This window comes from Chryseobacterium sp. Leaf405 (assembly GCF_001425355.1).
Lineage (GTDB): Bacteria > Bacteroidota > Bacteroidia > Flavobacteriales > Weeksellaceae > Chryseobacterium.
The window spans coordinates 267,209-281,441 of record NZ_LMQN01000012.1; the positions used below are offsets into that span (position 1 = coordinate 267,209).

Annotated in this window: 10 protein-coding genes and 1 tRNA gene; 5 read left to right on the plus strand and 6 right to left on the minus strand. The window is 27.5% G+C overall.

What is annotated here, in order from left to right:
• Positions 1 to 27 precede the first annotated feature (27 nt).
• The 4 genes from dgt to ASG22_RS07415 all read left to right on the plus strand — a co-directional run bounded on the left by dgt (position 28) and on the right by ASG22_RS07415 (position 6,282).
• Positions 28 to 1,668 carry a dGTP triphosphohydrolase gene (dgt, locus tag ASG22_RS07400; RefSeq protein ID WP_055982629.1) on the plus strand — a complete coding sequence of 547 codons (1,641 nt, stop codon included), beginning with the start codon at positions 28 to 30 and terminating at the stop codon, positions 1,666 to 1,668.
• Complete coding sequence (locus tag ASG22_RS07405; protein ID WP_238586870.1) at positions 1,649 to 5,422, plus strand: N-6 DNA methylase; 3,774 nt, start codon at positions 1,649 to 1,651, stop codon at positions 5,420 to 5,422. Before dgt ends, ASG22_RS07405 begins: the two co-directional genes overlap by 20 nt.
• A gap of 89 nt (positions 5,423 to 5,511) precedes the next feature.
• Positions 5,512 to 6,048, plus strand: coding sequence for a hypothetical protein (locus ASG22_RS07410; protein ID WP_131726166.1), 537 nt, complete (start codon positions 5,512 to 5,514; stop codon positions 6,046 to 6,048).
• Positions 6,049 to 6,282, plus strand: coding sequence for a hypothetical protein (locus tag ASG22_RS07415; protein ID WP_055982633.1), 234 nt, complete (start codon positions 6,049 to 6,051; stop codon positions 6,280 to 6,282).
• A gap of 37 nt (positions 6,283 to 6,319) precedes the next feature.
• On the opposite strand, the gene ASG22_RS07420 is transcribed toward ASG22_RS07415, so the two are convergent.
• From ASG22_RS07420 to ASG22_RS07445, 6 genes are all read right to left on the minus strand, one after another.
• The gene (locus ASG22_RS07420; RefSeq protein ID WP_055982635.1) at positions 6,320 to 7,354 is read right to left on the minus strand and encodes a DUF3871 family protein; all 1,035 of its coding nucleotides are present in this window, start codon (positions 7,352 to 7,354) and stop codon (positions 6,320 to 6,322) included.
• Positions 7,338 to 8,249 carry an AAA family ATPase gene (locus ASG22_RS07425; protein WP_055982637.1) on the minus strand — a complete coding sequence of 304 codons (912 nt, stop codon included), beginning with the start codon at positions 8,247 to 8,249 and terminating at the stop codon, positions 7,338 to 7,340. Before ASG22_RS07425 ends, ASG22_RS07420 begins: the two co-directional genes overlap by 17 nt.
• Positions 8,250 to 8,427: 178 nt before the next feature.
• A complete protein-coding gene (locus ASG22_RS07430) occupies positions 8,428 to 10,824 on the minus strand; it encodes a DEAD/DEAH box helicase family protein (protein ID WP_055982639.1) in 2,397 nt (798 codons plus the stop codon).
• A gap of 49 nt (positions 10,825 to 10,873) precedes the next feature.
• Positions 10,874 to 12,076 carry a site-specific integrase gene (locus ASG22_RS07435; RefSeq protein ID WP_055982640.1) on the minus strand — a complete coding sequence of 401 codons (1,203 nt, stop codon included), beginning with the start codon at positions 12,074 to 12,076 and terminating at the stop codon, positions 10,874 to 10,876.
• A 217-nt stretch (positions 12,077 to 12,293) separates the two neighbouring features.
• A tRNA-Ser gene (locus ASG22_RS07440) sits at positions 12,294 to 12,380 on the minus strand.
• Between the two features lie 57 nt (positions 12,381 to 12,437).
• Positions 12,438 to 13,454 carry an asparaginase gene (locus tag ASG22_RS07445; RefSeq protein WP_055982642.1) on the minus strand — a complete coding sequence of 339 codons (1,017 nt, stop codon included), beginning with the start codon at positions 13,452 to 13,454 and terminating at the stop codon, positions 12,438 to 12,440.
• Positions 13,455 to 13,535: 81 nt separating this feature from the next.
• On the opposite strand from ASG22_RS07445, the gene ASG22_RS07450 reads away from it, so the two are divergent.
• Positions 13,536 to 14,210 (plus strand): TrmH family RNA methyltransferase, encoded by a 675-nt coding sequence (locus ASG22_RS07450; protein WP_055982644.1) that lies wholly within the window; start codon positions 13,536 to 13,538, stop codon positions 14,208 to 14,210.
• Positions 14,211 to 14,233 lie beyond the last annotated feature (23 nt).

Consider the following 14,233-nt stretch of genomic DNA (forward strand, 5'->3'; position numbering starts at 1 on the left):
TTTATATTTACATAAAAACTAATAATTATGGATTGGACAAAACTATTGTCATCAGAAAGAATAAGGAGATCAACACCAACAGACAGGAGAAATGCATTTGAAAGTGATTATGGAAGGATAATTTATAGCCCTGCATTAAGAAGAATGCATGATAAAACACAAGTTTTCCCTTTAACAACTGATGATAATATTCATTCTAGATTAACACATTCCAATGAAGTTATGTCATTAGGTTATACTTTTGGAATAAAATTATCAGAATCTGAAAAGTTTCAAAGAATAACAGGCAAAACAGAATCAGAATTATTTAGAATAATTCCGATATTGTTACAAAATATATGTTTAGTTCATGATATAGGTAATTCACCTTTTGGACATTTTGGAGAAACAATTATTTGCAATTATTTTAAAGAGTTATTTGAAAGAGAAAAAGAATATTTCAATACTCTAAATCCACATCAGAAAAGCGATTTTGTTCATTATGATGGTAATGCACAAGGCTTAAGAGTTCTAACTAAATTACAAACATTAAATGATCCTTTTGGATTAAACTTAACATATGCAACACTTGCTTCATCAATAAAGTATCCTAATTTCAAAAAAATCAATAAGTTAAAGAAAAAAGAAAAAGAAACTATAGGTGAAATTTTTAATGATAATTTTATTGAAAACAATAAACATGGCATTTTTTACTCTGAATTAGAATATTTTAATCTTATTGTTAATGAAACAGGTTTAAAATTAGAAGACAGAGAACTGAGGCATCCCCTTTGCTATTTAATGGAAGCAGCAGATACAATAGCATATTTATGTATGGATATGGAAGATGGCTTTAACAAGGGCATTTATTCTTTAGATCATATTGCAAAAAAATTTGGGCAGCATAAAGAAATTGAGGTTTGTAGAGAGGTTTATGATATATTAACCGATAAATTTCAAGATGAAACTTATAAAATTGTCAATGCTAGGATAAAACTAATTGCATATTTTGTTAAAATTAGCTTTGACAATTTTATAAATAATCTTGATAGAATTGAGAATGGGACTTATAATGAAGAATTAATTGAAGATGATAAAGACAATGTTTATGAAATTGTTAAAAGCTTTAGTACTGAAATTTTCAAATCTAGAGAAATTAATAATCTAGAATCAACGGGGTATTCAGTTATAGTAGGGCTATTAGAATTCTACATAGATTTCATATTCTTAAAAAAAGATGATAGTTTTGCAAACAGAACCACAGCTTTAATTTCAAAATCTATAATTGATGCTGCAATAGAAGAAAACTTAATTAAAACATGTCAGAGAAAAATTGAAAATATTATTAAAGATTTACAATCAAAACAAAAAATATTTCAAGAAAAAGGCAATACTGATAACAAACTAAATAAGAATATTAATAAAACTTTAGCTATACAAAAATATTTTTCAAAACTTTCTCCAATATATATGGAACAATTTGAAAAACAAAAAAAGCAAAAACTCACTACTGAAGAATATAAAAGATTATCAAAAGTAAGATTTAAAATTGTTAAAAATATAAATCCATGTTTTAACGATTTGGATCTTTATTATAAACTTAGAGTTGTTGTTGATTTCATCAGTGGAATGACTGACCAATATGCATTAAAGCACTATCAAAAAATAAGTGGACAAAGAATTAATTAGTACAGAAACACATATTAAAAATGAAGCTAAATATTTTTTACAATATTTAGAAAAAATTACTGTGACAGAAATAATAGATTTTATTGAAAGTCTGTCACAGTTTTCTGATATATATATTTTTAGTGGAGTAATTAGAAATTTTTTCATACAGTATAATGAAAAAGCAAGAGATATAGATATCGTTTATCAGGGAGATGATTTAGCATTAAATAATTTTTTAAAAAATTATGATTTCCGAATTAATAGTTTTAATGGATATAAGATCAATTTAGCAGGGTTTACTATTGATTTATGGAAAGTTGAATCTACTTGGGCAATTAAGAATGAAAAAATAAGATGGGAATTATTTGATGCTTATGTTTTGCCAAAATCAACATTTTTTAATTTCTCATCAATAATATTTGATTACAAGGCTCAAAGTTTTTTATTTACTAATGATTTTACTAATTTCTTAGATACTAATATTTTAGATTTAGTTTTAGAGGAAAACCCTTTACCTCAATTATGCATTTTAAATACAATTTATTATAAAGAAAAATTTGATTTAAAAATCTCTGAAAGACTAAAACAATTTTGTGTAGATAATTTTAATCATTACTCGAATGAAGACTTTAATAAAATTCAGATTAAACATTTCTCTGAAATTAAATATTCATACAATGATTTAGAAGAATTTATAAATATTTTTAAAAAGACTAATTCTCTATTAGAACAGCTTAATTTGTTTCAAAAAGAAGAATTATTTTATTTTGATGATTTATTTAAAGAAAGTACTGATTTTCTAAATAGTAGAGCTAAACAATCATTGATTGATCTTTCTCCAACTGCTTTCTTCTGTATTAAAGGAGAGCCATTAATATTATTTTTTGAAAATTATAAAGATTCTGACAAGCAAGAAGAGATAGAGATACAAATTTGGAATTTTAATCAATCTCCTATAGTTTTCATTAATGATGGAAAACAATGGATAATAAAGAATGGATTTAAATTATTAAATAGTAGAACTGGTCTTGATGTAATAAAAAATAATAATCTTAAGGATTTTGATTATTTTGAAATTATAACAGGAAAAACGTGGGATAAATTTCAAAAACAATTTAAACAAGAAAATAGAGTTGATTATTTTCTGTTAAATAATATAAGTGAATTTAGAAAGAAATTAATATTAGATTATAATTTAAATTCTAAAATTGCTAATTCATTAATTGGAAGATCTATTTTTATTCGCTATTTAATAGATAGAGAAATAAATTTAGATAAATATAAAATCAAGAATCAGAATGATTTCCATAATATACTCGCAGAAAAAGAAGATTGCTATAAGTTATTTACTGAAATTTTAGAAGATTTTGGAGATAATCTCTTTCCATTAAAGTATAAAATTGATGAGGAAATAATTTCAGAGAATGAATTTGTTACTAATGAACATTTATCAATTTTAATAGCTTTATTAAAAGGAGGAAAATTATTAAAAGACTCAACAATATTATCCTTATTTAACTTATATGATTTCTCTATAATTCCAATTGAATTCATTAGTAATATCTATGAAAGATTTATTGGAGCTGAAAATCAAGCAGTAAAAGGAGCTTATTACACACCATTATTCTTAGTAGACTACATTGAAAAAGAAACAGTTAAGCATTTTTTTAACAGCAATAATGAAACTTTTAATTGTAAAGTTTTAGATCCAGCATGTGGGTCTGGGGTTTTCTTAGTTGAAACTTTAAGATTAATAATAAATCAATACAAGAAAATAAATCCTTCATATAAAGATAGTGAAGACAATTATACAAAATATAAGATTGACTTAATAAATCTATTAACTACAAATATTTTTGGAATTGATAAAGACGAAAATGCAATTAGTGTTGCTATCTTTTCCCTATATATAACCCTATTAGACAATCTTGTTCCTAAAAGTATTAGTGACTTTAAACTACCAGCATTAGTTAATAAAAACTTTTTTGTTGCAGATTTCTTTGATTTAAATCATGATTTTAATATTAAATTGCAAAAGCATTCTTTTGAATTTATTTTAGGAAATCCTCCTTGGAAAACTAAACATGCTAAGGAAAAACAATTGTTTGAAAAATATGTTGAAAATAGAAAAAGAATAGAGGGATCTAATCTTGAGATTGATAATAGAGAAATTGCAGAAGCATTTTTAGTCAGGGTTTCAGATTTTAATTTTAATGAAGCTGCTTTAATAGTTGTAAGTAAAATTTTATATAAAGTTAGTAGAAAAAATAAAAAAGGAATTTTCAGAAATTATCTATTAAATAATTTCTCTCTTAGAAAGGTTATTGAACTCTCATCTGTCAGACACCAAATATTCAATCAATCAAGTGATAGTGCAATTGCACCTGCAACTATAATATTTTATAAAAAGCAGAGTGATGAAAGCCTATTAAGAGAAAATATAATAAAACATATCTCTCTTAAGCCAAACATATTTTTTGAAGTATTTAAGTTAATTATTATTGAAAAATATGATATAAAAGAAATTACACAAGGTTTTCTTATAGATGAAGATTGGATATGGAAAGTATTAGTTTATGGGAATATATTAGACTACCAATTTATAAAAAGATTTAAATCAACAAAATCTATCTTTGATTATATAAATAATGAAAAAAATTTTTTGTTTGGCAAAGGTATAATTGTAAATGGTGGTGATGAAAATAAAATTTTAGATCATAAGAAGATAGACCATTCTATTATTTCAAAACAGAAAGGGTTAAGACCTTTTAACATTGAGTATTCAGCAAATTTTCTTGAAAATCTAGAATATGTTCATAGACCAAGAAAATTATCTCTTTTCAAAGCACCTGTATTACTTGTAGGTAAGGGTATAACTAGTGAATTTAGAGCTAAAGCAGCTATTTCATCAATAGATGTTATTTATACTGATGCAATAACAGGTATAAAGCCATTGAATGATTATGCTAAAAATATTATATATACTCTTGAGAGCTTATTTAATTCTGATTTTTTTAGTTACTTTTTATTACAAACTAATTCTTCTATAGGAATTGAGAGGGAGCAGTCACATGATAAAGATGATAAATTTTCAATTCCACTGATAATTGATGAAAATGGCATTTTAAAAACATACTCCGAGGAATTGAAACTTTTATTTAGCCAGAGAAATGCTAGAGATTTTTCAGATTATGAAAGCCAAGACTTAGATATACAAATATTACAGGTAGAGAAACAAATCAATAGTTTTCTAAATAAGCTATACAACATTTCACCAAGTGAGAAAGCTTTAATTAGTTATGCAAACAATGTTACAATTCCCTTATTAAAAGGTAGTATTGAAAATAAAAGAAAGATTATAGGGAAAATTAAATATAAAGAACACTTTTTAGAAAATTATGCTGATATATTTAATGATCATTTTAGTAAAAGATTTAAATCTGATGGCAACTATTTTGAAACAGAAATCCTATGGTCTGAATTTACTATTTTAATGAAATTCAAAATAATACCAAATCCTTCAACAAGTTTTAATGCCATTCAATGGAGTAAAAATGATAATAATGAATTACTTATTTTCCTAACTAAATTAGGTTTTGAAAAATTAAGTGAAAATTTATATTTGCAAAAAGATATTAAAGGCTTTGAAGATGATTTCTTTTATATTGCAAAACCTAATCAATACAAATCTTGGCACACAGCATTAGCATACCTAGATTTAGCTGAATTTATTGAGGCTTTTTTCAAACTTGATAATGGAGAATATATATAATGAAAATTAATAACCCTAAATATATAAGACTATATATTAATGAGAATTTTGAGTATATCTTATCTCAAATATATCTATGTTATATAAAAATGCTAGAAGATTTTGATTGTATTGAAAATAATGAAAATAAAATTAAGAATAGACTTTACAAAGATTATTTAAACAATCAAATTATAAGAGATCAATTAGGGTTAAATAATTTTCTTTTCAAGACGGAGACAGCTTTTATAGATGATAATTATAATGAGAGAGGTTATTCCGATATTGAAGTGATTGATCTAAAAAAAAGCTTCTACTCTACTGAATCATCTTACATCATTGAATGTAAGAGGTTGAATGGTAAATCACCACTTAATAAAAGTAGCTTATATAATGCATATTTAAAAGAGGGTATAGATAGATTTGTTGATGAAAAATATCCAACATATTATGGTGTTAATGGAATGTTAGGTTTTTTTGTAGAGAAAACAGATATTGAGAAGCAATGTAAATTTTTCACTAAATTCACTGAATATAAATTCATAAGCAACTTTGAATTTTCCTATAAATCAAAACATATAACTAAATCTGGCAAAAATTTAACATTATATCATATGATGTTAGATTTTTCAAATAAAATAGAATAAATGGAAGATAAAATAATTTGTAGCATTAATTCCATGAAAAAAGGAATGCTTGATAATGATTATACATTTTACGAGAGTGGCAAAATAAAACACTTCTATGATAAGAGTCAATGGAATCTTAATCATGAAGAATGGCTAACTGAAAGTGAAATAACTGAAAGTGAAAAAGAAAGGTTAATAATAGGCTGCCCAGAAGAATTTAAAGATAGGATTAAAAAAATATTATATCCTTAATGTAAAACCCCTTCCATTCTGGAAGAGGTTACAAGAATTAACTCAAAAACCAATGATAATTTGAATTACCATTAAGTGTCTGCTGAATACTTTTGGTAAAATCAAAGGCATTCAAATTTCTATCTAAAAATGTATCAATATAGCTACTCTTATTGGCTTGTGTAAAAAGATTATAGAGATTCCAAAGATTTATATCTCCGTTATTATCTCTACAAAAGCTTTCATCTTCATAATAATCTTTTGTGATTGTATTAATATGACCATCAGTAAACTGCAATAATGGCAAAGCTTGTCTTTCACTTTTAGGTAAGTGTTGATACAATCTTGTTTTACCTAACAGTTGAGCAAACTGATGTTCAGTTAAAGAATAGTCTGCAAATTGCTTCATTTCAGATAGGTGATTTTCTGCATTATAGTTACCTAATATGTTTAATAGTTTAGATTGCAGTTCCTCATAAGAACTTACTTTCAAATCATCAACAAAACCATCACTCCAAACACAGAGATTACAGCATACTTTATTCTGAAACCCTACAAAGAATTTAAACTTCTCAAATGTCTTTTTATTGTAAAGATTTTCCTGATTATATGCTCTAACCCCACCAACTGTAAGGGATAATTCATTACCAGTAACAAAGTCTGTAATACTAGGAATCTTAATTATGAAAGCCATTCTTTCAAAATATTGTGTTCTTTCATTATCTAATAAATCCTTTGCATTTTTATAGATAGCATCAGGAGTTCTGCCTTTAATTTGATGGGAAACTCTGATTTCAGGTTCAATAAAAATTTGGTTAGGAAATATTTTAGCAATACAATTCTGTGTGATTTCAATAAATTCCTGATGAGCAATAGTTTTCTCATTATCTTTAGAGAATACAGGAATTATACAATCACTTCTTAAACTGTAAATATCAATCTCTTGTGTATTTGCTTCAATAAAAGGCTTGTCTTGATATTGACTTTGAGAAAGAACAGTCATATCAAGTATCTTGGCTACTGGTGATAAATGCTGTACAGGAGAAAGTTGCAGTTTGTTATTTTCTTCAATTAAATCAATAGTGTTTTCCATTGGTAGAAAAGTTTTGTGGGTTAGATAGTCTAATTAAGAATGACTTTCTTGTTTCATATTCATTCTTTAATTCTTCCTGATATTCTGGGTATTGTTTATAAATAGCCAAAAGTTCTGCAATAGTGTTACTGGTACTAATTTTATTGAGAATATCTTCTTTAGAGAAGCGAGAATCACCAGTAAAGGTGTTCTGATTATTTGTTTGTTTAATGATTGCTCCTGAATTACACCATTCCAATATCAATTGACCAGTAGCAGAAGTAATTACAAATTCAGGTTTATTCATAAATAATCCTGTTCTATCCTTTGATGCTTTAGCCAAATGATTTTCATTGACCAGTTCAAAATTGATAGTTAATTCATATTCAAAACCATCTCTGGTAATTTCTTTAGTTCCATGCTTTACTACTTGTGCCTTACCATTGCTACCAATATCTAATGAATAATCCATCTTTCTTCTGGTAGTAGTGATAATATGGCAAGTTGACTGCAATATCTTATTGATAAAGTTTTGATGTCTTGGGGTTACATTAGCCCAATCCTGAAACCTACCTCCCAGTTTTTCATGAATTTCCAAGCATCCACCAGTACCATTCCATTCATGGCTTGCAGAATCTATTATGATAACTTCAATTCCTGATTTCTCACATAACTCTATTGCTTGAATATATCTTTCAGGAGAATAAGGAGCTTGTAAATCCAGAACATTATAATTTCCTAAATCAGAATATAAAGAAGCAGAAGAATTTTCTGTATCAATAACAGCTATTTTGCTCCAATCTTGTGTCATCCCATAAGCTAATAATAAGGCTGATTTGGTCTTTCCAAATCCAGATGCTCCAGACAATCCTAATCTGAGCTTTACTTGTTGTCTTTGTGATTGTTTTAATTGCATTGCTATAAAGTTTAATTGTTAATATTTTTGGTTCACTATTTAATTTTGAAAATGAATATAACTATGTTACTGGTGGTTTCCAGAAAACAAAAAACCAACCTCAAAATTGAGATTGGTGTTTAAAAAGCATTACTTTTTCCTTATTATTATATAAGTATTTGGAAAAAATGATGCTTTTTTAAATTATATATTCAGGAAAACGATTGTAGATTAGGTTTAAGAGTTTAGACTCTTCAAATACTAAATCTTCCAATATGTAATGATATGCAGACTCTCCTAGAATTTTTGTAGATTTTAAATTACCATTGAAGAATGTTTTAATCAATAATCCATAAAAACTTTCAATCATTTGTATTTTAGATTTTTGTTTACTTAATGTGTTTTTAAAGGGTATTAAAGATTTAGAAATAGCTATATCAAGCTTCTGTAATTCTTTAAAGTTATTTTCAATGTCTAACTCATTATATAAAGAAACGAATTCTGGAAATGGATTATTGGATAGTTTATGTTTAAGCTTTATCTTCTTTTTAGTGAAATCTAGTAAGCTGACTAATTTCCACCAGTCCTGATATAATTTGATTATTTCTTTTTGTTTTGAATTTAACATTTCTACGACATTACTATCATCTAAATTAATCTTTGAAGCAAAATAAACACAAGATTTAAAATACAACTTTTGAAATTCTTTACTTGAAACAAAATGTGAGTCAAAAATTAACTCAACCAATATTTTATATATCTTATTCGTGTCTGATAGTGTAAGTTTTTCTTTATCCAATCTTAATTCAAAAGACTTAAAAAATAACTCTTCAAAGTATTTCAATAATTCAAAATCGGATAAATTATGAGAAAATTCTATCTTATCCTCTTTATGTCTCCAAAGTGAACCAATAAATTTAAGTTCTTGATTATATATGTCTGAAATTTGTTCAAATAATTTATCTGAACTCAAATAAATCTTTTTTGAAATATGTAAACTTTCTAATTTACAATTAAGAAATTGATTAGTAATAGCTGCCCAAGTAAAATAAGCTGATATGTTTCCCCCAAAGAATTTTTTTGTAAGAAACTTTTCACCTTTCTCTAAAATAAATATTTCTTTTGATGGATATAAAAGCCTATTCATTCCAACTCTTTTTATTTTATCAACGTGCAAGATTTCCTTAGATACGCTTTCATACAATTCTTTAAACTTACCACTTAAAGTATTTGCTTGATTATTAATATTTGTATAACTAAATTTGTCTAATGATTTATATGAAATTTCTCTAAAAACATCTTCTAATATGTTGTTTTGTTCTGAAGAATGAGGAAAGGAATCAATATTAATGCAAGGTGGATTAGTAAGAAATACATGAATGTCGCCTTTCAATCTCTGCCTTGCTAAAGATTGCACAATGGAGTTCAATCCACTTGTAAAAGCACCTTTGTGCATGCCATAATATAAATTAGCTTCTGGTGGAAGAATAACAATAAAGTGATGATTCTTATTTTTTATATTAACACCAGTAGTAAAGTTTGTGCCAATGTTTATTAGTTTTGAATCAAAAGTTTTATTAGCTTTTTTATCTAGTGGGTCATAATAACATCTGTTAATTCTACTTCTTATAGGGTAAAGTATATTTGAAACTTTTACAGTTTCAGATTTAGAATCTGGTTTTCCAATTAGCTTTTTTGTTAGTTTTTTTGAATACACCATTATGTCAAATGGTTTATTTTTTTCTACAAAATGGTTCACTAAACTAATAAGTCTTTTATTACTATCAAGTTCATATCCTGAATAAAAATTAATATGTAATCTACTTTGTTTTTCTATAAATCTTTTTCTCTCTGATTCAATAATTTGAATAGTTTTGTTTGTGAACTCTGAAAGGTATTTGATAACTTCTTTAGAAGCTTCATTATATGTAGCACTTACTGTTAAAATCTTATGAATAAAGCCCTCAAACTTCCATAGATTGAAAATATTCTCTTCTCTAAAATTATAGATACTGTCATGTATCTCATCAAAAATTATCACTAACTTCTTACCAGTATTGCAAGCGGATACTAATTTTTTAAAATATTTAATTCTTTTTTTTGAGCTAACTAAGTTTTCTCCACCATTACCAAGTAAGGCGTTGACAGTCATAACATGTATTCTAAAATCTTTTACATTAAAATCATTGCTGTTATCTTTATCAGAGATGTTTACCAATGGCAATTCCTGAATATTAAAAATTTTTCCAATATCAATAAATTTTGAAAAATCTTCTACATATTGACTAATTAAATTATTAAATGGTACAGCAACAATTACCATATATTTATTATCGTTTGCATATTTGACAGCTAAATCAATAATAGATTTAGACTTACCTTGACCAACACCAGCATTAATTACTACTGTATTTTGAATATCATAAGTAGCTTCTAAAATAGGCATTAACGCTTTACTTATATATCCATCATCATCAGGAGTAATTTGAATCTTGTCACTAACTGTATAATGTTCATTAAAATCAAAAGGATTAATTTGTTTAAATTCTATTGGGTATTCTTGGAAGTAAGTATTAGGTAATATGGTATTGCTCATTATAATTAACTGTGCTGCAAAAATACCACAACACAGTTAATATTTACAATCATTTTAACTTTTTACCTAATTCTATCATATATTCATTGATCTTATTATCCATAATTTTAGCATAGTGTTCCTGTGTCATTGTGATCTTAGAGTGCCCCAGTAACTCTGAAACTATTTCAATAGGAATATCGTTATATAATAAGATAGTAGTAGCAAAAGTCTTTCTAGCTATATGATGGGTAAGTGTTTTGTTAATTCCTGTTATTTCAGCTATCTCTTTTAGATATGAGTTGAATCTTTGATTTGAAATAACAGGTAATACATTATCTTGGTACTGGTACTTGTCAATGATAGTAATAGCCTTTAGTAATAAGGGAACAGAGAACTTTCTTTGTGTTTTCTGTCTGTACATTTCTATCCAAAGATTATCATCAAATTTATTGATAATGTTTTCTTTTTTAAGATTAGCCATTTCCTGAAATGCTAAACCAGTATAACAACAAAAGATAAACATATCTGCAACTTGTTGAAGCCTGTCAGAAGCAAATTTATGGTTCTCGATTAAGTTCAGTTCTTGCATAGTTAAGTAAATAATCTCTTTTTTGGGTTCCTTTGTTCTATACAGAATAAAAGGGTCTTTAATTAGATAGTCCATTGCTACTGCAACTCTAATGACTTTTCTGAACCTTCCTATACTTCTGTATGTAGTGGTAGGCTTAAACTTCTTCTCAACTTTCAGATAGTACTCAAGATCTGTAATGAAACTGAATTGAATATCTTTTAGCTTCATATCCTTTCTCTTGAACTTAAACCATAGAAAATCTTTAATGTGGTTATGTGTATTATGGTATCTCTCCCAACTGTTAATTGAGCCTTCAATTCCTACTAAGCTTTTCATCTTATTATTATGATAATTAAAAACATCCATTAAAGTCTTGTCCTCATTCTGTGTTTCACCTTTATATTGCTTATAGATTTTTTCAGTATCAAAATCTGATTTTTGAAGCTGAAGGAATAAAAAAGCCTGATTAATTTCATTCTTAATCAGGCTCAGTTGGGAATTGATAAATTTATTATACTCATTGGGTGGATTTGCTTTCTGTTTGTTATTTTGCCACTGTGATGGATTAACGAATAATCCTGTAGCAAACTGTTTTCTTTCCTCTTGATATGTTATTCTGCAAAATAATGGTGCTAAACCAGCTTTATTAATTCTGCTTTTAGAAATAACAAACAAGATATTTAACTTGTTTATTTCCATTACTTATTTAGGTTTTTAATGTGTTGATTTTTAAATGCTTAATATGCAACCTCATGAAAAAAGTTGCAACCTTTTATGCAACCTTTAAATTGAAATTTCTGAATTAATTAAATAATACAGTCGCAGAGATTTTAAATGTAATAAAGTATAATTACCTAAGAATAAAGGTATTGTAAAATAAAAAAGACTCATAAATCATTGATTTACAAGTCTATTGCAGAGAGGAAGGGATTCGAACCCTCGATACAGTTACCCGCATACTACCTTTCCAGGGTAGCTCCTTCAACCACTCGGACACCTCTCTTTATTGAGACTGCAAAAATAGAGTATTTTCTTGAATATGCAAATTATTAATGCAGTTTTAAGCCGTAATTTCTCCACAAAGATTTCTGGCGAAGTTATTGGCAAAGCTTCCTTTGTAATTTGGGTTGTCAATTAAGTGCATGGCTTTTGTAATAGCACTTTCAGCAGTCATATCTTTTCCACTGATGGCTCCGATTCTTGAGAAAATATTACTATTTTCATATTTTCCAAACGAAATTCCTCCTGAAATACACTGACTTACCACCACGATTTCTGTTCCATTGTTTCGGATTTGTTGTAAAGTTTCCAATGTTTTTTCGCTGCTGAAGATTGTTCCTGAGCCAAAAACCTGAAGAATCAACACTTTCATTTTAGGGATTTCTTTAAAATGGTTCAGATTCATTCCTGGAAAAATTCTCCAGAAAATAATATCTTCCGAAATATGATCGTCTACGTGAAAATCAATTCTCGGATCACAACGATGAAGATTATCTTTAATAATATTCAGATGAACTCCCGATTGCCCAAGAATAGGATAATTCGGACTCGAATATGCATCAAAATACTCCGCAGAATATTTCAATGTTCTATTTCCTCTTAATAATTTATATTCAAAATAAATCGCAACTTCCTGAATCACTGCATCATTTTGTTCATACAAACTTGCATAATATAAACTTGTCAGAAGATTTTCTTTTGCATCCGTTCGCAAATCCCCGATAGGAAGTTGTGAACCGGTTAAAATCACAGGTTTTTCTAATCCTTTTAGCATGAAACTTAATGCTGAAGCCGTATAAGACATGGTGTCTGTTCCATGAAGAATTAAAAAACCGTCGTATTTTTTATAGTTTTCGAAAACCAGATTCGCGATCGTTTTCCATTCTTCTGGTCCCATATCCGAAGAGTCGAGTGGCTTAGCGAAAGGATGTACGAAAACTTCACATTCCATCAATTTCATTTCGGGCATTTTCTCAAAAATATTTCCGAAATCAAAGGCACGAAGGCTTCCGGTTTCATAATCTTTCTCCATACCAATGGTTCCACCGGTATATATAAGCAGGACTTTTCGTTTCATTACATGACTTTTATTAGATTTTTAAACCTGATTCAGATTCATTTCTCAAAATTACGTTAATTTGTAAAGATTTGAAAATGAATGGAAGATTTAGAACAAACTTTTGAATATTTAAAACAGTTTTTAACAGAGGAAAGATTAGCGAAAATTGAGCATTTTTCATCGGAAAGTTCTGATTTTGTGCTTCCTGTCGTCGAGGATATTTATCAGTTTAGAAATGCAGCGGCGATTGTGCGTTCCGTTGAAGCGTGCGGCTTTCATAAAGTGGTGGCTTTGCAGGAAGAATATAGTTTTGAACCCAATCTTCGAGTAACCAAGGGTGCTGACACTTGGGTTGAGGTGGAAAAAATGCCAAGAAATTTAGAATCTTTCCAGAAAATTAAAGATCGAGGGTACAAAATAGTCGTTGTTTCCTTAGAAAATAATGCGAAAATGCTTCCCGAATACGAAATAACCGAACCGATTGCTTTGGTTTTCGGGACTGAAATGGAAGGTGTTTCTCAAGAAATTCTGGATTTTGCAGATGAGACATTGGCGATTCCTATGTATGGTTTTACGAGAAGTTTTAATGTTTCGGTGGCGGCATCAATTTGTATGTATGAATTGAAACAAAAGCTGATAAAATCAAACATTGATTATAAATTAGATGAAGAAAAGCTTCTAAGAATGAAAATCCTTTGGACAGTGAATTCGATAAGAAGCGGACAGCAGATTTTTGATAAATATTTGAAAGATAATAATATTGAGTTCAATTAATATTTTACTTTAAAAAACACAAG

What these genes read in the sequence shown, in the direction of transcription:
- ASG22_RS07420 (WP_055982635.1), bottom strand. Translation starts at nt 7,354, where the DNA reads ATGGAAAACACTATTGATTTAATTGAAGAAAATAACAAACTGCAACTT.
- ASG22_RS07415 (WP_055982633.1), top strand. Translation starts at nt 6,049, where the DNA reads ATGGAAGATAAAATAATTTGTAGCATTAATTCCATGAAAAAAGGAATG.
- ASG22_RS07430 (WP_055982639.1), bottom strand. Translation starts at nt 10,824, where the DNA reads ATGAGCAATACCATATTACCTAATACTTACTTCCAAGAATACCCAATA.
- ASG22_RS07450 (WP_055982644.1), top strand. Translation starts at nt 13,536, where the DNA reads ATGGAAGATTTAGAACAAACTTTTGAATATTTAAAACAGTTTTTAACA.
- dgt (WP_055982629.1), top strand. Translation starts at nt 28, where the DNA reads ATGGATTGGACAAAACTATTGTCATCAGAAAGAATAAGGAGATCAACA.
- ASG22_RS07445 (WP_055982642.1), bottom strand. Translation starts at nt 13,454, where the DNA reads ATGAAACGAAAAGTCCTGCTTATATATACCGGTGGAACCATTGGTATG.
- ASG22_RS07425 (WP_055982637.1), bottom strand. Translation starts at nt 8,249, where the DNA reads ATGCAATTAAAACAATCACAAAGACAACAAGTAAAGCTCAGATTAGGA.
- ASG22_RS07435 (WP_055982640.1), bottom strand. Translation starts at nt 12,076, where the DNA reads ATGGAAATAAACAAGTTAAATATCTTGTTTGTTATTTCTAAAAGCAGA.
- ASG22_RS07410 (WP_131726166.1), top strand. Translation starts at nt 5,512, where the DNA reads ATGCTAGAAGATTTTGATTGTATTGAAAATAATGAAAATAAAATTAAG.